Genomic DNA, 20,099 nt, shown 5'->3' with positions numbered 1-20,099 from the left:
GGACATCATCAGGATCGGGAAGAACAGGACCAGAGATAGCACGTCACGGTTAAATAGTTTGATCTCCAGCAGGACCCGGCCAAGCCCCAGGCGCAGGACTGATGGGCGCCAGGCCGGACGGTCGGTGGCGGGCGGGATGGATGCACGGCAGAGGGTTCGGCGCCGATGAGCTGGAGGTAGATGTCCTCGAGGCTGGGACGGACGACGGCGAGCTCCGCCGGCTCTATCGCGCCGCCGTCGGACAGCGACGCGACCAGGGAAGCCGGCTGCTCGGTCACCACTTCCCGAAGGCCGGAGCCATCCCGCCACCGGACGCGGGGAACCCGGAAGCCCGGGCCGCCGATCTCCTGCGGGCTGCCTTCGGCGATCAGCCGCCCGTGGTTGATGACGCCGATCCGGCCCGCCAGCTGCTCGGCCTCGTCCAGGTAGTGCGTGGTGAGGACAATGGTGGTGCCGCCGCTGCTCAGCTGGCGGATGAGGTCCCAGAACTGGCGCCGGGCCTCCGGATCGAAGCCTGTGGTGGGTTCGTCCAGGAACAGGACTTCCGGGTTGCCGATGACCCCCAGCGCCACGTCCAGCCTTCGCCGCTGGCCGCCCGAAAGGGTTGAGATGCGGACGCCGCCCTTGCCCCCGAGCCCCACGGCCTCAATGACCTCGTCCACCGGCCGGGGCGCCGGGAAACAGGCAGCCAGTGACCGCAGGGCCTCTGAAACCCTGAGTTCCCCGGAGTCTGTGGCCTCCTGGAGCACAATGCCGATCCGGGCGCGGAAGGACGGGGCCTTCCAGGGACGCGTTCCCAGAACCATGACCTCGCCGCTGTCAGGTTTCCGGTGGCCTTCCAGGATCTCGATGGTGGTGGACTTGCCGGCGCCGTTGGGGCCCAGGAGGGCGTAGGTTTCGCCGGCACGGATGGTGAGGTCCAGCTGGTCCACGGCCGTGAGGGTCCCGCCTTTGGGCAGGCCGTACATTTTGTTGAGGCCGCGCACGGTGATGGCATCAGGGGATTGCCGCTGCCCGGGGATGAGGGAGGTGTTCATGCTTCCAGCGTTGCAGTCCCGGAGTGCCGGCAAACAGGCCCGGCCGGTTGAACCTGTTGTCCACCGGCCGGTTGAACCTGTTGTCCACCGGCCGGTGGACAAGGACAGCAGAAAGGCCCCCGCTCCCGGAACGATTCCGGGGAGCGGGGGCCTTGCGGTTCCTGCCTGAGGTCAGCTGATGGAGCGGCGGTCCAGGAATTTCTGCAGTGGGATGGAGTTCTGCTGGTCAGGAAGGACCAGCCACGCTGCGATGTAGAGGACGACGGCGGGGCCGGGGAGGAGGCAGAAGACCAGGAAAGCGATCCGGACGAATGCCACATCCACGTTGAGCTTTGCCGCAATGCCGCCGCACACACCTCCCAGCCAGCGTTGGGGTCCACGTTTCAGGCCGAAGCCCCTGACGATGCTGAAGAACTTGTCCATGGTTCAAGACTTCCCTGTTGTGGCTTCGTTGTCACGCTTTCTGGCCGAAAGCAGCCCGCCGATCACCAGCGCGGCGCCAGCGCCGATCATAAGGCCGATCAGTACGTAGGTGCCGTTCAGGGTCACCACACCCAACTGGGCGATGATGATCAGAGCGGCCAGCGCCATCACGATGAGGCCCCAAACTATGGTGCCCACGCGGGCGGATGGCTGCTGTGGGGCGTCGGCTCCGGGGTGGCCGGCCGTCGTCGGGGTTTGCGGGGTAGATGAATCCGGTGCCGGATCGAAGCTGCTCATGTCAGTTTCCTTCCTGGATGGTGACGTTGCTGACGGTGCCGTCGATCCGGATGATCAGGTGGCCGCCTGGCTTGTCGGTGTTGTAGCTGGACTCCCGGGAGGTAATGCCGCCCCGGTGGTTGGTGCCTTCGTTGAGGTTCCCCAGCGTCATGTCTGCCCTCACGTCCACGGGAATGTTGCTGGGGAGGATCACGGTGACGTTGCTCGCCGTGATGTCCAGGGGAACCGCGACGTCTGAGTCCAGCGGGGCGTGAGCGGCCAATTGGGTGAGGTCAACGGTTCCCCGGCCGCCGGTGACGCTGAAGCCATCGGCCGCCTGCTGCTGGCTCGTCGGTGCCCAGTCGACCTGGCTGAAGCGGACCCTGTCGCCGTTGCCCACTACGTTGAAGATGCCGCCGATCACCAGGGCAACAACGGCGAAGAAACCGAGGATTCCGGACGTCCGGCCGCGAAGGCCCGCGATGAGGATGCCCAGGCCCAGGACGGCTGCGCCACTGGCCCAGACGATCGCATTGGCGGCGTCACCGAGGTTGATCACGTTGCCGGCGTCCAGGGCCTTGAGCCCTCCACCCACCAGGAGTGCTGTTCCGGCTGTAATGGCTACTGCCGGGGCGCCGGGGCCGGAGGGGCGGACCTTGGGTGCGCGTGCCGGGCCCTGCGGTGGCTGGTAGCCGCCGTAGGCACCGCCGTCGCTGCCGCCTCCACCGTAGCTGCCGCCGCCGTAAGTGTCGCCGCCATAGGGCGGGTTGACGCTCGACGGCGGGACCGGAAGGTAGGGTGCGCTGCCGGACGTGCCGGCCGTGCCGGTCGAAGCAGAGTCCGTGGCCGCAAACGGCGCGGCATAGGGGGTTGTGGGATAGGAGGCCGAGTAACCGGAGTCTCCGCCGGCCGGCTGCGGTGTCGCGTTCATGGGAGCTCCATTCCGGGCCTTGCTGCGTTGGGTCAGGTAGTAGATGAAGTAGATGGCGCCGCCCACCCAGAAGACGGTCCAGAGGAATCCGCCAAAGCCGTTGCGGCTCCAGCCCCAGAATCCGCCGCCCAGCCCGGTGAGTCCCACCACTGTGGTGATCAGGGCGCCTGTCATGCCGCTGGACCAGCGGCCGGCGCCGGCTTCCTGGACGTGGATGCGCCCGTCGGGTTCGGGAAGGAATGCCCAGGCCAGGCCGTAGAGCAGGACGCCGATTCCGGCGAAGAGGGTGAGGACAATGAAGATGCCGCGGACAATCAGCGGATCGATGCCCATCCGGTGCGCGATGCCGCTGGAGACACCGCCGATCCACCGGTCGCGTCCGCGCTGGATGCCGTGGCTCCGGACCCAGGTGAAGAAGTCACCGGACTGGCCCGGTGCTTTGGCGCTGGAGTACGGGCCCGGAGACGGGCTTGCGTAGGGGCCGGCATACGGGCCGGCGTAGGGACCGGCGTCCGGGGGTGTGTCCTGCGAAGCAGCCGAGGGTGGCAGCAGGGGTTCGGTTGGCTGGTCCCGGTCGCGTGGGGGGAGCGGTTCCGTGGGCTGGCCGTCATCGGGGGTGGGGGTCTGGGAGTTCATACTTCGATCCTGCCGTCCGGGGCGGCGCAGCTCTACTGGGGAACACCCTGACTCGCCCCTGAGTTACCCCCGGTTCAGGCCGGAATCGGGTCCGGGGAACCCTGATCCGTGCTTGGATTGACACATGACCACCGCCCTCACCCGCCCACCGCTTGTCCGCAGCAGCGACCGCGTCATCGCGGGCGTATGTGCCGGCCTCGCGGCGCATCTGGGCTGGCCGGTGAAAAGCGTGCGGATCGGCATGGCACTCGCGACCCTCGCCGGTGGCGCCGGGTTGGCCTTCTATGCGTGGCTGTGGATCATGGTCCCCACCGCCGACGAAAGTGCCCGCCGTAATGCCAGACGTCCGGCGTCGCCCATTGCCCCGGCCGTCAGCCTTGACCCGGCATTCAGCGCTGGGCCGCCCTCGGCGGCGCCGTCGCAGGGCTCGCCCGCGGCCGCTCCCTGGTGGGGAAATCCCGACGCCGGCACTAACGCCCCGGGGGTTTCCCCCGGCGGTCCCGGTGCCGGCTACGGGTCGAGCTACGGGCCCGCCGTGCGGCCGCCGTGGTTCCGGGTCCGCAGCATGCGCTATGGCAAGGAGATTCTGCTGGGCGCAGGCCTCCTCCTCGTGGCGGGCATCATGATTGCCCGGCTCCTGGGCGTGGACGTGCCCCTGGAGACCCTTATCCCCGCGGCTGCCGTGCTGGGCGGTGCAGCCATCGCCTGGATGCAGCTCGACGAAACCCGCCGCGCCGGGCTCGTGGACAAAACCAAGGCCGATCAGGCAGGCGGCTGGGCGCGCCTGGCCGCCGGATTGGCGCTGGTGGTTGCCGGCGTGCTGGTGATGGTGTCCGGTTCCGGATCCTGGGAACAGACCTGGCTGGCGCTGCTGGCATCGGTGGCGGTGCTGGGCGGCGTGGTGCTGGTACTTCTTCCGTGGGCCCTCAAATTCTGGCGGGACCTGGAAACTGAGCGGGCGGGCCGTATCCGTGAGACCGAGCGGGCCGAGATCGCTGCCCACCTGCACGACTCCGTCCTCCAGACCCTCGCCCTGATCCAGCGGCGGGCGGCAAATGAGCACGACGTCGTCCGGCTCGCCCGGGCCCAGGAACGCGAACTCAGGAGCTGGCTGTTCCAGGACCCCGGCAAGGAGGCGGGCCAGCTTTCGGACCGCATCAAGGCCGTGGGTGCCGAGGTGGAAGACTCGCTCGGCAACGCCGTGGAAGTGGTGAGCGTCGGGGACACCGCCATGACCGAATCCCATGAAGCCCTGGTCCAGGCCAGCCGTGAGGCGATGCTCAATGCCTCCCGGCACGGCGGCGGGACCGTCTCTGTCTACCTCGAAGTTTCCGATGGCCGGACGGAAATCTTCATCAAGGACAGGGGGCCGGGCTTCGACCTGCAGGAGGTGCCTGAAGACCGTCTCGGCGTCCGCGAATCGATCATCGGACGCATGAAACGCCACGGCGGGACCGCCTCCATCACCAGCACGCCGGACGGCACGGAAGTGCGGCTGGGAATGCCGGCGCTCCAAACGGACAACGCTGAAGGGAAATCATGAACAACGTACAGGGGACCGGGCCCATCCGCCCCGCAACGCCGGTCCGGGTGGTGATCGTGGACGACCACGCCATCTTCCGCTCGGGACTCAAAGCCGACCTCGATCAGAGCATCCACGTAGTCGGGGAAGCGGCAACGGTTGAGCAGGCCATCGCCGTGATCGCGCAGGAACGTCCGGAAGTGGTGCTCCTGGACGTGCACCTGCCCGGCGGCCTCGGCGGCGGCGGCCGGGAAGTCATCGCGGGTTCCGCATCGCTCCTGGCCACCACCAAGTTCCTGGCCCTGAGCGTCTCCGACGCCGCCGAGGACGTGGTTTCGGTCATCCGCGCCGGCGCCCGCGGGTACGTCACCAAGACCATCTCCGGGGCCGAAATCACCGACGCCGTGTTCCGAGTCGCCGGCGGCGACGCCGTGTTCTCGCCCCGGCTCGCCGGCTTCGTGCTGGACGCCTTCGGCACCGCTCCGGCCGACATTGCCGACGACGAGCTGGACAGGCTGTCCGCCCGCGAGCTTGAAGTGATGCGTCTGATCGCCCGGGGCTACAGCTACAAGGAGGTGGCCAAGGAGCTGTTCATCAGCATCAAAACCGTGGAAACCCACGTGTCGGCGGTGCTGCGCAAGCTGCAGCTCTCCAGCCGGCACGAGCTGACCAAGTGGGCCGCCGAACGCCGCCTGCTCTAGCCCACCCCGGACGCTCTCTCACTTAAAGTGCCTTTTTCCTGAACGCTCTCTCACTTGATGCGGCTTAAGAGCAAACGCTCTATCACTCTTCCTAAAGAGAGTGATAGAGCGTTTGGGTTTTTCCTGCAGGACGTGAGAGAGCGTGCCTACTTGGCCTTGCCCAGGAAGTCCTGAAGCCGGGCAACACCGGTGGCCAGGTCCTCGTCGCCCAGGGCGTAAGAGAGCCGCAGGTAGCCTGAAGGGCCGAACGCCTCGCCCGGCACCACGGCTACTTCAACCTCATCCAGAATCAAAGCAGCCAGTTCGGCGGAGGTCGACGGCGTTGCGGTACCTGCCGCCGTCGGGAATTCCTTCCCCAGCAGCGCACGGACGTCCGCGTAGACGTAGAACGCACCCTTCGGCGTCGGGCATTCAACACCGTCGATCGCGTTTAGGCCGGCAACGATCGCCTTGCGGCGGCGGTCAAACGCCACCTTCATTTCGTCGACGGCGGTCAGCGGTCCGGAGACGGCGGCGAGGGCTGCAATCTGCATGATGTTCGAAACGTTGGACGTGGCGTGTGACTGCAGGTTGGTGGCCGCCTTGATGACGTCGGCCGGGCCGATCATCCAGCCCACACGCCAGCCGGTCATCGCATAAGTCTTGGCGACACCGTTGAGGATGACCACCTTGTCGCCCAGTTCCGGGGCAGCGGTAGCGATAGACGTGAAAGGGACGCCGTCGTACGTCAGGTGCTCGTAGATCTCGTCGGTGACCACCCAGAGCCCCTTGGCGGCGGCCCACTTGCCGATCTCAGCCACCTGCTCCGGGCTGTACACGGAGCCCGTGGGGTTGGACGGCGAGACAAACAGCAGGATCTTGCTCTTGTCCGTCACGGCGGCCTCAAGCTGCTCAATAGTGACCAGGTAGTCCTGCTCAGGTCCGGCGAAAACCTCAACGGGGACACCGCCGGCCAGCCTGATGGCCTCCGGGTAGGTGGTCCAGAACGGCGTGGGAACAATCACTTCGTCGCCCGGATCCACCAGCGTGGCGAAGGTGTTGTACACGGCCTGCTTGCCGCCGTTCGTCACCAGGACCTGGGACGGATCCACCGCGTAGCCGGAGTCGCGGAGAGTCTTCTCGGCGATGGCCTTCTTGAGCTCCGGCAGGCCGGCGGCGGGGGAGTAGCGGTGGTACTTGGGCTGGCTGGCGGCCTCAATGGATGCCTTGACAATGTAGTCCGGAGTGGGGAAATCCGGTTCCCCTGCCCCGAAGCCAATAACCGGCCGGCCAGCTGCCTTCAGCGCCTTGGCCTTGGCATCAACAGCCAGGGTTGCGGATTCGGCAATTGCGGAAATGCGCTGGGAAACGCGGGCGGCAGACATGGCAGGGTCCGTTCTTCGCTTGCAGCCAGGAGGCTGAATGGTGGAATTCGACGTGATCTACTCTATGCTGTTCAGCGGATCGTTCGGGCTGCCGGCGTGGATGTGACTGCAGGTCAACTCACCCACAAGGGCGGATTGGACGGTCCGGAATGAGGCTGGTTCGACGTAGACGAAGTTGTTGCGTAGACTGGTTCTCCGGTGTTGAAAACACGGATGATGACGTGCGCCCCAGTGCAAACTGCGGAAGTTTGTCAGGATGCTGTTTTCGATCCATAGGGTAGTGGCGCAATTGGTAGCGCAGCGGTCTCCAAAACCGCAGGTTGCAGGTTCGAGTCCTGTCTGCCCTGCGCAAGCTGTTCCGGCGGAATGCCGGAGCAAGCGCAGCAACCATGGTTCTGATCAGGACCGGGTAATCCAACATTGCAAAAGATGAGCGAGGACCAGGTGACCGAAACAGCTGCCAGCAGCTCCAAGGGCCGCCCAGCTAAGAAGGACGCCAAGGCAAACTTCTTCGCTCGAATTGCACTTTTCATTCGCCAGGTCATCGGCGAACTGAAGAAGGTTGTTGCACCAACCCGCAAGGAACTGATCAACTACACGCTCGTGGTGCTGGTGTTCGTTGCCATCATGATGGTGATCGTCAGCCTGCTGGACATCGGTTTTGGAACCGCGGTCAGCTGGGTCTTCGGCGGGATAGCTCCCGGGGACCGCTAAGGCGAATCGTCCGCAGGCCGCGTGGCCTTGTCCGGGTAAACCGGAAGAATCCACGCGGTGTGCGGAATTGAGCCATTTAAATAGGCATGTTAGGCAATGAGGAAGCAGGAGACCAAGTGTCTGAGCAGGAGCTCGAGGTAACCGAGACTGAGCTGGAAGAGTCCACGGACAACACGGCGGCCCCCACGGCTGAAGCCGGTGAAGAGTCCGAGGTTGAGTCCGCTGCGCCCGAATCCGCCGACGCCGATTCCGCCGACGATTCAGACGATTCAGAGGATGACGCCGTAGAAGGCGAACCGGCTGAAGGCGACTCGGAGGGCGACGACGCCGATGCAGACGCCCTGGCAGCTGCGGCCGCCAAGGCCGAGGTTGACCCCGCCGACGAATTCAAAGCCAAGCTGCGCCGCCAGGAGGGTGACTGGTACGTCATCCACTCCTACGCCGGCTACGAAAACCGCGTCAAGGCCAACCTTGAGACCCGCATCCAGACCCTGGACATGGAAGATTACATCTTCGAAATCCAGGTGCCCATGGAAGAGGTCGTTGAGATCAAGAACGCTCAGCGCAAGGTCATCAACCGCGTCCGGATCCCCGGCTACGTCCTGGTCCGCATGGACCTGACGGATGCCTCCTGGGGCGCCGTCCGGCACACTCCCGGTGTTACCGGCTTCGTGGGCAACGCCCACAACCCGGTGCCGCTGCGCCTCGACGAAGTCTTCTCCATGCTCGCGCCGGTCTTCGAAGAAGAGCAGGCCGAAAAGGGCAAGCCCGTCAAGCATGCTGCCGCCCAGATTGACGTCGACTTCGAGGTCGGCGAATCGGTCATCGTCAAGGAAGGTCCGTTCGAGACCCTCCCCGCCACGATCTCCGAGATCAAGGTGGAATCCCAGACCCTCGTGGTGCTCGTGTCGATCTTCGAACGCGAAACCCCCGTCACGCTGGCATTCAACCAGGTCAGCAAGATCTAGTTAGCCGCACAGAATTCGTTCCGGACTGCCCGCTTAGCAGCCCCGGAACGGCCGGTCGCCTCGCCATGGCGGCCAACAACCTGAGGCACGCTCCTGTGTCCCAGGAAGATATTGAGAGAAGGACCTTACATTGGCTCCCAAGAAGAAGGTCACCGGCCTCATCAAGCTGCAGATCCAGGCAGGCGCCGCTAACCCGGCCCCGCCGATCGGTCCTGCGCTTGGCCAGCACGGTGTCAACATCATGGAATTCTGCAAGGCGTACAACGCTGCCACAGAAGCCCAGCGCGGAAACGTTATCCCCGTGGAAATCACGGTCTACGAAGACCGTTCCTTCACGTTCATCACCAAGACCCCGCCGGCTGCAGAGCTCATCAAGAAGGCTGCAGGCGTTGCCAAGGGTTCACCCACCCCGCACACCGTCAAGGTTGCCAAGCTGACTCAGGCGCAGGTCAACGAGATCGCCACCACCAAGATGGAAGATCTCAACGCCACCAGCCTCGAAGGCGCAGCGAAGATCATCGCCGGTACCGCCCGCTCCATGGGTATAACCGTAGAAGGCTAATAGCCTTCACCGTCGGGAAACCGGCACCACTGCCGGACAACCGGCACAAACCGTAATGCCGTAGGGTCCTTCCAGGATCCTCGGCTGTGGCAGGGCCCAGCGCGGTCCGCAGACCACAACTGCACAAGGAGAAATAAGCAGCATGGCAAAGCGCAGCAAAGCATATGAGGCAGCAGCCGCCAAGATCGACGCGGAGAAGTTCTACGCGCCGTTCGAGGCAGTAACGCTCGCCAAGGACACCAACCCGTCCAAGTTCGACGCCACCGTTGAGGTTGCCTTCCGCCTGGGCGTTGACCCTCGCAAGGCTGACCAGATGGTCCGCGGCACCGTTATCCTGCCCCACGGCACCGGTAAGGTCTCCCGCGTCCTGGTCTTCGCAACGGGCGACAAGGCTGAGGCAGCAATCGCTGCCGGCGCCGACTTCGTTGGTTCCGATGACCTGATCGAAAAGATCGCAGCCGGCTGGACCGACTTCGACGCAGCCGTGGCCACCCCTGACCTCATGGGCAAGGTTGGCCGTCTTGGTAAGGTCCTGGGTCCCCGTAACCTGATGCCGAACCCGAAGACGGGCACCGTGACCGCAGACGTCGCCAAGGCTGTCAACGACATCAAGGGTGGCAAGATCGACTTCCGCGTCGACAAGCACTCGAACCTGCACTTCATCATCGGCAAGGTTTCCTTCGACGCCCTCAAGCTGGCCGAGAACTACGCAGCAGCACTGGAAGAGGTGCTTCGTTTGAAGCCGTCCGCTTCCAAGGGCCGCTACATCCAGAAGGCCACCGTGGCCACCACGTTCGGTCCCGGCATCGCCGTCGACCCCAACGTCACGAAGGTCCTGACCGAGGTCTAGTCCTCAACAGCACTTCGGCCGGGATTCCGGCACACCAAAGGACCGCCCGGCACTGCGCCGGGCGGTCCTTTGGTTTAAACCAACAGCCCTGGACCAAACGGCCTCCGCCTGCCCGCGACCAAACCGAACGGATGGTTAGGCTGGGGGGCATGACCGGCCAGCAGCTGAAGATCTCCGCAGTCGCCATTCCTTCAGCGCTCGACGCCGGGACAGGCCCCAGTGCGGGCGGCACCGGCGGCGTGATGGACTTCCACGTGTGCCACGCCTTGCGCGAGAAACATGAACTGGAGAAGTGGGGCGACCTGGACCGCTGCCCCACAGCCATGGAGAGCCTGGAATACTGGCGCGGCAATGAGTATGAGGATCGCCTGCTGTTCATAGCACAGCTGGGCCAGCAAAGCGTGGGAACCTGCTCCGTAACCCTGCCCCTGCGTGAAAACACGTACACGGCAGGGATCATGGTGGACGTGGCGGCAGCCTTCCGGCGCCAGGGGTGGGGCCGCCGGCTGCTGGAGCACGCCGAGGCTGTGGCCGCGGAAAACGGCCGCACTTCCCTGGATGCCTACTGTGAGCTGCCCGCCGGACCGGTGGAGAACGCGGCCAGGCTGATCCCCGCCAAATCCGGCGCGGGCGGGCTCCCTGCAGATGACCCTGCCGTGGCCTTTGCAGCACGCGCGGGCTACGAACTTGAGCAGGTGGAGAGGGCCAGCCGGCTCACGCTGCCGGTACCGGCGAATCAACTCGACGCCCTGGAGATGGAGGCGTCTGCACGGGCAACCGGCTACGTCCTGGTGGGCTGGTCTGATACGTGTCCTGACGAACTCGTGGCTGAATACGCAGTCCTCAAGAACCGGATGAGCAAGGATGTCCCCATTGCCGGCCTGGACTGGGAAGCCGAGGACTGGGACCCTGCCAGGGTCCGGCAGGAGGAGCAGTCGAACAGCCGCAGCGGCGTGCAGTGCCAGGTCGCGGCGGCGCTGCACGGGTCTACCGGCAAGCTCGTCGCCTACACGGTCCTGAACTGGCGGCCGGGCATTCCTGCAAGCATTGCCCAGCAGGACACCCTGGTTTCTTCCGGGCACCGCGGGAAGAGGCTGGGATTGCTGATCAAGGCGGCGAACCTCCGAGCCGCGCAGCATCGATGGCCGGCGGCGCGGTCGGTGCTGACATGGAACGCCGTGGAAAACCGGCATATGCTGGCGATAAATAATTTGCTTGGATTCAAACCTGCTGGTTATGAGGGCGAATGGCAGAAACGGCTGGGATGACGCACCTTATGGCAGAAGACGTACGGATTGAGCAGCTGTGGATCCCGGACACCCTGGACGCACCTGACGCGGTGGATTTCCTGGCTGCCGTCGAGGTGGGCCGCAAAGTCCGGATGCAGACCTGGGGCAGCGACGACCTCGCGTACACGCCGCTGGAGAAGCTCCTGGAGCTGGCCGACCCCTATGAGCGCCAGGTCATTCTGGTGGCCAAGGCCGGGGAGCAGATCATCGGTACGGTTGACATTGCCCTGCCGCTGACCGACAACCTGGATATGGCGGAGTTCACCCTGGACATCCTGCCGGAATTCCAGCGCCAGGGAGTGGGCCGCAAGCTGCTCCTCGCGGCTGAACACCTGGCGCGCAGCGAGGGCCGCACTCTGATCCTCGTTGACACCAACCATCCCGGCGCGTCCCTGCACGAGTTTGAGACCGGCCAACTGGTGCCGGGTTCAGGCCAGGGCTTTGTGCCGCTGGACAGCCGGGAAGTCGAATTCGCGCGCCGGACCGGCTACACGCTTCAGCACATCGAACAGTTCAGCTCCTGTGCCCTGCCGCTGGACACCAAACTCGTGGCGGATCTGCAGGCCGAGGCGGATGAAGCCAATAGCGGGCGGTACCGGCTCCATCACTGGACGGACCGCTGCCCGGATGAGTGGCTGGAAGCCGTGGCCGTCCTCGAGAACCAGGCGGGTGCCGACGTCGATCCTTCCCTTGAGCCTCCCGTTGAGCAGGACATGGTGTTCGACGGCGGCATCCTCCGCGAGGCTGAAGAGGTCACCATCGCGCAGGGGCGGCGGACGGTGGTCACCGCCGTCGAGCATCTGGCCACCGGGGCCCTGGTGGGCTTGACCACCATCAGCGTCCTGGCCCACCGGCCCGATGTGGTGTTCCAGGACGACACCCTGGTCCTGCAGGAGCACCGGGGGAACAAGCTGGGGCTGCTGATCAAGGTGGCCAACATGGAGCGGCTCACCGAGCAGTTCCCCGATGCCCGTGTCATCTACACTTGGAACGCCCCCGAGAACAGGTACTTGCTGACTGTCAACCAGCAGCTCGGCTTCACCACCGCCGGCGTGACCGGCATCTGGCAGAAGGAACTCCCGTACCTGGGGACCAGCAAGAGCTAAGGCCGATTTGGTGGTCCGGCGGCCGGTCCCGTAAGCTTGAAGTACCAAAGACCGTCGGTTGTTGGAAATCCATTCTCCTGAACGCAGCTCAACTCTGCAGTTGCGTGCGGGAGGCCAAATGTATTTCTGGACGAAGGACCCTGAACATAGGGCGGCCGGCGCAGGTGAACGAAGCAACGCTCCACAGTGAAATCCGTGTTGAGCCAAGCCCCGTGCATCTGCGCGGGGCGTTTTTTAGTTTTAGCTCATCTGAGCGGGGACCGTCGCATACCGGCACTATCCCCGGAAGGAGGGTTATGGCAACGCCTACAAAGGTTTCAGCAGTAGCTGAGATCACTAACGATTTCAAGGAATCGAACGCCGCTGTCCTGACCGAATACCGCGGGCTCACCGTTGCACAGCTCAAGCAGCTGCGTGTTTCTCTCGGCCAGGACACCAAGTTCTCGGTCGTCAAGAACACCCTGACCGCCATTGCAGCCAAGGAAGCTGGTGTCGAAGCATTCAACGACCAGCTCTCCGGCCCTACTGCAATCGCGTTCATCAAGGGTGACGCAGTTGCCGCTGCCAAGAGCCTGACGGATTTTGCCAAGGCCAACAAGCAGCTGGTCATCAAGACCGGTTACTTCGAGGGCAAGGCACTGAACGCGAGCGAAGTCGCTGCCCTGGCAGCACTCGAGTCCCGCGAGCTGCAGCTCGCCAAGGTTGCAGGCATCCTCAAGGCTCCTGCTGCCGCCGCTGCACGCACGATTGACGCTCTGCGCCTCAAGCTTGAAGAAGAGAACGGTGCACCGGCAGCTGCCGAGGCTCCCGCCGCTGAAGAAGCTCCGGCCGCAGACGAAGCCCCCGAAGCAGCTGCAGAGGCTCCCGCCGAAGCACCCGCTGCCGAAGAGAACTAGTTTCTCTTCACCCACCAGACTCCGGTGTGAAGGCAATGGCCCAGGCCGCCAAGCACCACCTATAGGAAGGACGCCACACCATGGCGAAGCTCACCAACGAAGAGCTCATTGAAGCTTTCAAGGAACTGACCATCATCGAGCTCTCCGAGTTCGTCAAGCTCTTCGAAGAGACCTTCGAAGTTACTGCAGCTGCAGTTGCTGTTGCTGGCCCCGCCGGTGGCGGCGCAGCTGAAGAAGCTGAAGAGCAGACTGAATTCGACGTTATCCTCGAATCAGCTGGCGAAAAGAAGATCGCAGTGATCAAGGAAGTTCGCGCAATCACTTCCCTGGGTCTGAAGGAAGCTAAGGACGTTGTTGACAGCGCCCCCAAGGCTGTCCTCGAAGGCGTCACCAAGGAAGCTGCCGAAAAGGCAGTGGAGCAGCTCCAGGCTGCCGGCGCAACCGTTACCCTCAAGTAACTCACGCCGCTTCACGGAAAACCCCGTCCACTTCGGTGGGCGGGGTTTTCCTGCATTTAACCCAAGTAGGTCGCACTAACTGTCGTTATGAGCGCTCAAAACGACTGTTAGTGCGACCTACTTGGGTGTGGTGCCTAGTTCGGTTCGGAGATATCGGCGACGACGGCGCCCAGTGCTGCGGTGAGCGCATCGGCGTCCACAAACGCGCTGTAGCCGTGTTCGCCGGCGCCCATGGAGATCCGGCGGCCGGCAATGGTGGCGTCCGCGTACACCGGCCAGGCGGTGGTGCTGCCGAGCGGGGTGATGGTCCCGCGTTCGTAGCCGGTCGCACCAAGCGCCACGGCCGCGGGCGGCAACGAGAGTTTGTTGACGCCCACAAGGGTCCGCAGTTTTGGCCAGGAGATCTGCCGGTCACCCGGAATCAGCGCGAACAGGAACGTCCCGTCCTTGTGCTTGACCACCAGGGACTTCACGATATCCGCGGGCGTGATGCCCAGAATCCCGGCAGCCTCCTCGAGGCTCCGCGCAGCCAGCCGCTCCACAAGCTGCACGTCCAGGCCGCGTGCGGCGGCGTCAGCAAGGAAGCGCTGACGTCCGACGGCGGCGCCCCCGTTGTCCGCCTGCCCCGCCATCAGTCCCTGCCCGCCATCAGTCGCGGTACAGCAGGAGCGCTTCGCCCTGACCGCCGCCGCCGCACAGGGAGACCGCGGCCTTCCCGCTGCCCCGCCGTTTGAGTTCATGGGCCGCGTGCAGCGCCAACCGCGCACCGGACGCCCCGATCGGGTGGCCCAGGGCAATGGCGCCGCCGTGGATGTTGCACTTCTCCAGCGGGTAGTCCAGGTCTTTCAGCGACTGCACCGCGACCGAACCGAACGCTTCGTTAATTTCGATGAAGTCCAGGTCCGCGGTGCTCCATTCCGCCCGCTGCAGTGCGTTCATGATCGCGTGGGACGGCTGCGAATGCAGGGAATTGTCCGGACCGGCAACCTGTCCGGGCTTCCCCACCACAGCCAGGTATTCCAGGCCGTTCTCCTCCGCGAACCGGCGCGATGCCAGCACCAGTGCGGAGGCGCCGTCGGACAGGGGAGATGAGTTGCCTGCGGTGATGGTTCCGTCGCTGACAAAGGCTGCCCGCAGCCCGGCCAGGGACTCGATGGACGTGTTGGGCCGTACCCCTTCATCGGTGGAGACAACGATGGGATCTCCCCTGCGCTGCTTGACGCTGATGGGCGCGATTTCGTCGTCGAAGACGCCGTTCTTCGCCGCCAGCGCCGCACGCTGGTGCGAGTGGGCGGCCACGTTGTCCTGCGAGGTCCGGTCAATGCCCAGGGTCATGTTCTTGGTCTCGGTGGACAGGCCCATGGACTGTCCGTCGAACGCATCCGTGAGGCCGTCGTGCGCCGCAACATCCAGCGCCTGGATGGCGCCATAGGTCCAGCCCTGGCGGGAACCCGGCAGCAGGTGGGGCGCACGGGTCATGGATTCCTGGCCGCCGGCCACCACCACGGTGGCGTCGCCGCTGCGGATCATCCTGGCGGCGTCGATCACCGCGGTCAGCCCGGACAGGCACACCTTGTTGATGGTGACCGTGGGAACGTTCCAGCCGATTCCCGCTCCGATGGCGCTCTGGCGTGCGGGGTTCTGCCCGGCGCCGGCCTGCAGTACCTGGCCCATGATGACGGCGTCCACCTGGCCGGCCTCCACGCCGCTGGCGGCAATCGCGGACCTGATCGCGTGCGCTCCGAGTTCGACGGCGGTGAAGCTCGCCAGTTGCCCGTTGAGCCGGCCCTGCGGTGTACGCGTACCGGCCAGGATGACCACGTCATTGTTGTCGTTGGAGTTGCCCATTGTGATCTCTTCCGCTCTGAATCGATGTACTTCCAAGGCTACCGTGAGGCCTGTCACCTATTTATCCCAACGCCGCAGGGGCGCCGGTGATTCCATTCGTGCGGGCCGTGGCCACCAGGGGAGAACTACCCATCCGCCGGATGTGCGCGTGCTCGCGGCGGTGCGTAGGGTGGACGGCGAAGACGAAAGCAACAGAGCAACGCAAAACAGGGAGCAGCATCTTGAAGAAAATCCTCGCGGCGGCAGCCATGGCCAGCCTCGCCGGACTCACCGCCTGCAGCGTGGCCACTCCTGCGCCGGACAGCACTTCATCCACAGCAGCCCCCACTGCGTCCACGTCCGCACCATCCACCGCGTCGCCGTCGCGCTCTTCCAGTCCGTCAGCAGCGCCCCCGGCCGGTGGTGTCAAGGGAGCCTGCGAGACGTTCAACTCGCTCTACGCCGACTACAAGGCCATCCAGGACGATTCCAACGCCTACGAGGACATCTACTTTGCCGCGCAGGACGCCAAGGACACGGTGTCGGGGAACCTGGTGGGACTGTTTACCTCGCTCAGCGTCCTCGCGCTTGACCACTCCACGGCCGCGAAAAGCGGCGGCGATCCCGAGCAGGCTTCCAAGGATGGTGTGCGTGATGCTGTCTTCGCAAACGCCCAGGCCTGCACGGCTGAGGACGTTACGCTCCGGCTCTGATGCCGCTTCCGGTATCAAAAAATCAGTGCTTGCAATAAGTCCGGTTGTGGGGTAGACACGTAATTGGTTTTGCCGTATCGTAGATATTTGCGTCTTCCCTGTTTACCTTCAGCCTTCATATAGCGGTGGGCTTTGCCTGGCAGCTGACCATCAACGTGCCGTCAACAACGTCATTGTATGGAAAGCCCCGGCCCGGGTCATATAGCGGAACCGGATGGTAGCACTGCGGAGTCATTCCGCAGGGTGCACAGCGGGGGAGATCTGAAAACGCCTGAAGGTCTGTGGAAGGATCCCTCTTGGTCGCCTCGAGCACCTCTAATAACGAAACCGCTAACACCGCCGACAGCACTGATGGTGCCACTCGCCGGCTCTCATTCGCAAAGATTCACGAACCGCTGGACGTTCCGAATCTCCTTGCCCTGCAGACGGACAGCTTCGACTGGCTGGTCGGAAACGAACGCTGGCAGGCGCGCGTAGCGAAGGCCGTCGAAGAAAACGATCTCAGCGTCGCCACCTCGTCCGGACTGTCGGACATCTTTGAAGAGATCTCCCCGATCGAGGACTTCCAGGGCACCATGTCCCTGAGCTTCTCCGATCCGGAGTTCGCTGACCCGAAGTACACCATGGCCGAGTGCAAGGACCGGGACGCAACGTACTCGGCACCGCTGTACGTCAAGGCCGAGTTCATGAACAACAACACGGGCGAAATCAAGCAGCAGACCGTGTTCATGGGCGACTTCCCCCTCATGACGGAGAAGGGCACCTTCGTCGTCAACGGCACCGAGCGCGTGGTCGTCTCCCAGCTGGTCCGTTCACCGGGCGCCTACTTTGAGCGCACCGCCGACAAGACCAGTGACAAGGACATCTTCACTGCCAAGATCATCCCGTCCCGCGGTGCATGGTTTGAACTCGAGATCGACAAGCGCGACCAGGTCGGCGTTCGCCTCGACCGCAAGCGCAAGCAATCCGTCACCGTTCTGCTGAAGGCCCTCGGCTGGACCGAAGGCCAGATCCTCGAAGAGTTCGGCCAGTACGACTCCATGCGTGCAACGCTGGAGAAGGACGCCACCGAGACCCGCGAAGACGCGTTGCTGGACATCTACCGGAAGCTGCGACCGGGCGAGCCGCCCACAGTCGAGGCTGCCCAGTCCCTCCTGGACAACCTGTACTTCAACTCCAAGCGCTACGATCTGGCCAAGGTTGGCCGTTACAAGATCAACCGCAAGCTTGGCATCGACCGCTCCCTTGGCGACAAGGAAGCTTCGGTCCTGCACGTTGAAGACATCGTGGCCATGATCAAGTTCCTGGTTGCCCTGCACGCCGGCGAGAAGACCCTCACGGGCAAGCGCGACGGCCAGGACCACGAGCTGCGCGTCGATATCGATGACATCGACCACTTCGGCAACCGTCGTATCCGCGCCGTCGGCGAGCTCATCGAGAACCAGGTCCGCACCGGCCTGTCCCGTATGGAGCGCGTTGTCCGCGAGCGGATGACCACCCAGGACGTCGAGGCCATCACGCCGCAGACACTGATCAACATCCGCCCTGTCGTTGCGGCCATCAAGGAGTTCTTCGGAACTTCCCAGCTGTCGCAGTTCATGGACCAGAACAACCCGCTGTCGGGTCTGACCCACAAGCGCCGTCTGTCCGCGCTTGGCCCGGGTGGTCTGTCCCGTGACCGCGCAGGCATGGAAGTTCGAGACGTTCACCCGTCCCACTACGGACGTATGTGCCCCATCGAAACCCCTGAAGGCCCGAACATTGGTCTGATCGGTTCGCTGGCATCCTACGGCCGCATCAACCCGTTCGGCTTCATCGAGACTCCTTACCGTCTCGTCGCTGAAGGCGTTGTCTCCGATGAGGTCCAGTACCTCACGGCCGACGACGAGGCAGAGGTCCTGATCGCACAGGCCAACGCTCCGCTGGATGAGAACAAGAAGTTCGCCGAAGAGACCGTCCTGGTCCGCGCCCGTGGTGGTGGAGGCGAGCCTGTGCTCGTTCCCGCCGGCGAGGTCGAGTTCATGGACGTTTCCCCGCGCCAGATGGTGTCCGTGGCTACGGCCCTGATCCCGTTCCTCGAGCATGACGATGCTAACCGCGCACTCATGGGTGCCAACATGCAGCGCCAGGCCGTGCCGCTGGTCCGTTCCGAGGCCCCGTTCGTGGGTACCGGCATGGAGCGCGCCGCAGCCGTCGACGCCGGTGATGTCACCATTGCGAAGAAGGCCGGTGTGGTTACCGAGGTCTCCGCTGAGCTCGTCATCATGCTCAACGACGACGGTACGGAAACCAACTACCGCATCAACAAGTTCGCACGCTCCAACCAGGGCAACTGCTACAACAACCGTGTCCTGGTGAACGAAGGCCAGCGCCTCGAGGTCGGCGGCATCATCGCCGACGGTCCGGCAACGGACCAGGGCGAACTCGCCCTTGGTAAGAACCTGCTCGTGGCATTCATGTCATGGGAAGGCCACAACTTCGAGGACGCCATCATCCTCTCGCAGCGCATTGTTGCCGAGGACGTTCTTTCCTCCATCCACATCGAGGAGCACGAGATCGATGCCCGCGACACCAAGCTTGGTGCCGAGGAAATCACCCGTGACATCCCCAACGTGTCCGAGGAAGTCCTGGCAGGCCTGGACGAGCGCGGCATCATCCACATCGGTGCCGAAGTTGAAGCCGGCGACATCCTGGTCGGAAAGGTCACCCCGAAGGGTGAAACCGAACTGACCCCGGAAGAACGCCTGCTGCGCGCCATCTTCGGTGAGAAGTCCCGCGAAGTGCGCGACACCTCCCTGAAGGTTCCGCACGGCGAGTCCGGCACCGTCATCGGCGTCCGCGTCTTCGACCGCGACAACGACGACGAACTGCCCCCGGGCGTGAACCAGCTGGTGCGCGTCTACGTGGCCGCCAAGCGCAAGATCACCGACGGCGACAAGCTCGCCGGCCGTCACGGCAACAAGGGCGTTATCTCCAAGATCCTCCCGATCGAGGACATGCCCTTCCTTGCCGACGGTACCCCCGTTGATATTGTCCTGAACCCGCTGGGTGTTCCGGGCCGTATGAACGTCGGCCAGGTGCTGGAAACGCACCTCGGCTGGGTTGCCAAGACCGGTTGGAAGATCGAAGGCGAGCCCGAGTGGATGAAGCAGCTGCCGAACCTGCCGCGCGAGAGTGGCCAGACCACTGTTGCAACGCCGGTGTTCGATGGCGCCCGTGAAGAGGAAATCACGGGTCTGCTGGACTCCACCAACGTCACCCGCGACGGCGACCGCCTGATCAACTCCTCAGGCAAGACCCGCCTCTTCGACGGCCGCTCCGGCGAGCCGTTCCCGGATCCGATCTCGGTCGGCTACATGTACATCCTGAAGCTCCACCACCTGGTGGACGACAAGATCCACGCCCGTTCCACCGGCCCGTACTCCATGATCACGCAGCAGCCGCTGGGTGGTAAGGCACAGTTCGGTGGCCAGCGCTTCGGTGAGATGGAAGTGTGGGCGCTGGAAGCTTATGGCGCCGCGTACACGCTCCAGGAACTCCTCACCATCAAGTCGGATGATATCCACGGTCGTGTCAAGGTCTACGAAGCAATCGTCAAGGGCGAGAACATCCCCGAGCCGGGCGTTCCTGAGTCCTTCAAGGTCTTGATCAAGGAAATGCAGTCGCTGTGCCTGAACGTGGAAGTACTTTCCACGGACGGAACCACAATTGAAATGCGTGACTCTGATGACGCAGTCTTCACGGCTGCGGAAGAACTGGGCATCGATCTGTCTCGTGCAGAGCCCAGTTCCGTAGAAGAGGTTTAGCAGGTTGATGTCCGACGGCG

The 20,099-nt window shown here is 64.1% G+C and carries 19 protein-coding genes and 1 tRNA gene; 13 read left to right on the top strand and 7 right to left on the bottom strand.

Annotation, left to right across the window (positions count from 1 at the left end; translation table 11 throughout):
• Positions 1–8 precede the first annotated feature (8 nt).
• The 4 genes from ASG77_RS09710 to ASG77_RS09695 form a co-directional block, all read right to left on the bottom strand.
• Complete coding sequence (locus tag ASG77_RS09710) at positions 9–1,037, bottom strand: ABC transporter ATP-binding protein (RefSeq protein ID WP_082575931.1); 1,029 nt, start codon at positions 1,035–1,037, stop codon at positions 9–11.
• Positions 1,038–1,208: 171 nt separating this feature from the next.
• Entirely contained in the window at positions 1,209–1,460 is a 252-nt protein-coding gene (locus ASG77_RS09705) for a PspC domain-containing protein (protein WP_056344450.1), read from the bottom strand.
• A gap of 3 nt (positions 1,461–1,463) precedes the next feature.
• On the bottom strand, positions 1,464–1,757 hold the full coding sequence (locus ASG77_RS09700) for a hypothetical protein (protein ID WP_056344447.1): 294 nt from the start codon (positions 1,755–1,757) through the stop codon (positions 1,464–1,466).
• Position 1,758: 1 nt separating this feature from the next.
• Positions 1,759–3,303 carry a PspC domain-containing protein gene (locus ASG77_RS09695; RefSeq protein ID WP_056344443.1) on the bottom strand — a complete coding sequence of 515 codons (1,545 nt, stop codon included), beginning with the start codon at positions 3,301–3,303 and terminating at the stop codon, positions 1,759–1,761.
• 124 nt (positions 3,304–3,427) lie between these two features.
• Here ASG77_RS09695 and ASG77_RS09690 point away from each other — a divergent pair, with 124 nt between their 5' ends.
• Entirely contained in the window at positions 3,428–4,846 is a 1,419-nt protein-coding gene (locus tag ASG77_RS09690) for an ATP-binding protein (RefSeq protein ID WP_056344439.1), read from the top strand.
• Positions 4,843–5,526, top strand: coding sequence for a LuxR C-terminal-related transcriptional regulator (locus tag ASG77_RS09685; protein WP_056344435.1), 684 nt, complete (start codon positions 4,843–4,845; stop codon positions 5,524–5,526). The genes ASG77_RS09690 and ASG77_RS09685 overlap by 4 nt, the downstream gene beginning before the upstream one ends.
• A gap of 146 nt (positions 5,527–5,672) precedes the next feature.
• Here ASG77_RS09685 and ASG77_RS09680 read toward each other — a convergent pair whose 3' ends face one another.
• Positions 5,673–6,890, bottom strand: coding sequence for a pyridoxal phosphate-dependent aminotransferase (locus ASG77_RS09680; protein WP_056344433.1), 1,218 nt, complete (start codon positions 6,888–6,890; stop codon positions 5,673–5,675).
• 274 nt (positions 6,891–7,164) lie between these two features.
• Here ASG77_RS09680 and ASG77_RS09675 point away from each other — a divergent pair.
• The 9 genes from ASG77_RS09675 to rplL all read left to right on the top strand — a co-directional run bounded on the left by ASG77_RS09675 (position 7,165) and on the right by rplL (position 13,733).
• Positions 7,165–7,237 (top strand) — tRNA-Trp (locus ASG77_RS09675).
• Positions 7,238–7,319: 82 nt separating this feature from the next.
• Positions 7,320–7,604, top strand: a complete 285-nt coding sequence (gene secE, locus ASG77_RS09670; protein WP_056344431.1) for a preprotein translocase subunit SecE — start codon at positions 7,320–7,322, stop codon at positions 7,602–7,604.
• 116 nt (positions 7,605–7,720) lie between these two features.
• On the top strand, positions 7,721–8,572 hold the full coding sequence (gene nusG / locus ASG77_RS09665) for a transcription termination/antitermination protein NusG (RefSeq protein ID WP_056344429.1): 852 nt from the start codon (positions 7,721–7,723) through the stop codon (positions 8,570–8,572).
• Positions 8,573–8,702: 130 nt separating this feature from the next.
• Complete coding sequence (gene rplK, locus ASG77_RS09660) at positions 8,703–9,134, top strand: 50S ribosomal protein L11 (RefSeq protein WP_024365990.1); 432 nt, start codon at positions 8,703–8,705, stop codon at positions 9,132–9,134.
• A 142-nt stretch (positions 9,135–9,276) separates the two neighbouring features.
• Complete coding sequence (rplA, locus tag ASG77_RS09655) at positions 9,277–9,984, top strand: 50S ribosomal protein L1 (RefSeq protein WP_056344426.1); 708 nt, start codon at positions 9,277–9,279, stop codon at positions 9,982–9,984.
• 149 nt (positions 9,985–10,133) lie between these two features.
• Positions 10,134–11,252, top strand: coding sequence for a GNAT family N-acetyltransferase (locus ASG77_RS09650; RefSeq protein WP_056344423.1), 1,119 nt, complete (start codon positions 10,134–10,136; stop codon positions 11,250–11,252).
• An 8-nt stretch (positions 11,253–11,260) separates the two neighbouring features.
• A complete protein-coding gene (locus tag ASG77_RS09645; RefSeq protein ID WP_056345156.1) occupies positions 11,261–12,379 on the top strand; it encodes a GNAT family N-acetyltransferase in 1,119 nt (372 codons plus the stop codon).
• A gap of 296 nt (positions 12,380–12,675) precedes the next feature.
• A complete protein-coding gene (rplJ, locus tag ASG77_RS09640) occupies positions 12,676–13,275 on the top strand; it encodes a 50S ribosomal protein L10 (RefSeq protein ID WP_056344420.1) in 600 nt (199 codons plus the stop codon).
• A gap of 80 nt (positions 13,276–13,355) precedes the next feature.
• On the top strand, positions 13,356–13,733 hold the full coding sequence (rplL, locus tag ASG77_RS09635) for a 50S ribosomal protein L7/L12 (RefSeq protein WP_056344416.1): 378 nt from the start codon (positions 13,356–13,358) through the stop codon (positions 13,731–13,733).
• A 134-nt stretch (positions 13,734–13,867) separates the two neighbouring features.
• Here the strand turns inward: rplL and ASG77_RS09630 are convergent, their stop codons facing one another.
• The gene (locus ASG77_RS09630; protein WP_056344413.1) at positions 13,868–14,365 is read right to left on the bottom strand and encodes an aminoacyl-tRNA deacylase; all 498 of its coding nucleotides are present in this window, start codon (positions 14,363–14,365) and stop codon (positions 13,868–13,870) included.
• Positions 14,366–14,381: 16 nt separating this feature from the next.
• Positions 14,382–15,581, bottom strand: coding sequence for an acetyl-CoA C-acetyltransferase (locus tag ASG77_RS09625; protein ID WP_056344411.1), 1,200 nt, complete (start codon positions 15,579–15,581; stop codon positions 14,382–14,384).
• Between the two features lie 221 nt (positions 15,582–15,802).
• On the opposite strand from ASG77_RS09625, the gene ASG77_RS09620 reads away from it, so the two are divergent.
• Entirely contained in the window at positions 15,803–16,273 is a 471-nt protein-coding gene (locus ASG77_RS09620) for a hypothetical protein (protein ID WP_056344408.1), read from the top strand.
• Positions 16,274–16,569: 296 nt separating this feature from the next.
• Positions 16,570–20,079: a DNA-directed RNA polymerase subunit beta gene (gene rpoB, locus ASG77_RS09615; protein ID WP_056344405.1), complete on the top strand. Its 3,510-nt coding sequence runs from the start codon at positions 16,570–16,572 to the stop codon at positions 20,077–20,079.
• The last annotated feature ends 20 nt before the right edge of the window (positions 20,080–20,099 follow it).

This window comes from Arthrobacter sp. Soil762 (assembly GCF_001428335.1).
GTDB lineage: Bacteria > Actinomycetota > Actinomycetes > Actinomycetales > Micrococcaceae > Arthrobacter.
This window is presented reverse-complemented; position numbering and strand designations above follow the sequence as displayed.

Bases quoted from the DNA above. Each gene is read 5' to 3' on its own strand.
- ASG77_RS09650 (WP_056344423.1), top strand. From the start codon at position 10,134: ATGACCGGCCAGCAGCTGAAGATCTCCGCAGTCGCCATTCCTTCAGCG.
- ASG77_RS09645 (WP_056345156.1), top strand. From the start codon at position 11,261: ATGGCAGAAGACGTACGGATTGAGCAGCTGTGGATCCCGGACACCCTG.
- ASG77_RS09680 (WP_056344433.1), bottom strand. From the start codon at position 6,890: ATGTCTGCCGCCCGCGTTTCCCAGCGCATTTCCGCAATTGCCGAATCC.
- ASG77_RS09685 (WP_056344435.1), top strand. From the start codon at position 4,843: ATGAACAACGTACAGGGGACCGGGCCCATCCGCCCCGCAACGCCGGTC.
- ASG77_RS09695 (WP_056344443.1), bottom strand. From the start codon at position 3,303: ATGAACTCCCAGACCCCCACCCCCGATGACGGCCAGCCCACGGAACCG.
- ASG77_RS09710 (WP_082575931.1), bottom strand. From the start codon at position 1,037: ATGAACACCTCCCTCATCCCCGGGCAGCGGCAATCCCCTGATGCCATC.
- secE (WP_056344431.1), top strand. From the start codon at position 7,320: ATGAGCGAGGACCAGGTGACCGAAACAGCTGCCAGCAGCTCCAAGGGC.
- rplA (WP_056344426.1), top strand. From the start codon at position 9,277: ATGGCAAAGCGCAGCAAAGCATATGAGGCAGCAGCCGCCAAGATCGAC.
- ASG77_RS09625 (WP_056344411.1), bottom strand. From the start codon at position 15,581: ATGGGCAACTCCAACGACAACAATGACGTGGTCATCCTGGCCGGTACG.
- rplJ (WP_056344420.1), top strand. From the start codon at position 12,676: ATGGCAACGCCTACAAAGGTTTCAGCAGTAGCTGAGATCACTAACGAT.
- rplL (WP_056344416.1), top strand. From the start codon at position 13,356: ATGGCGAAGCTCACCAACGAAGAGCTCATTGAAGCTTTCAAGGAACTG.
- ASG77_RS09690 (WP_056344439.1), top strand. From the start codon at position 3,428: ATGACCACCGCCCTCACCCGCCCACCGCTTGTCCGCAGCAGCGACCGC.
- ASG77_RS09700 (WP_056344447.1), bottom strand. From the start codon at position 1,757: ATGAGCAGCTTCGATCCGGCACCGGATTCATCTACCCCGCAAACCCCG.
- ASG77_RS09630 (WP_056344413.1), bottom strand. From the start codon at position 14,365: ATGGCGGGGCAGGCGGACAACGGGGGCGCCGCCGTCGGACGTCAGCGC.
- ASG77_RS09705 (WP_056344450.1), bottom strand. From the start codon at position 1,460: ATGGACAAGTTCTTCAGCATCGTCAGGGGCTTCGGCCTGAAACGTGGA.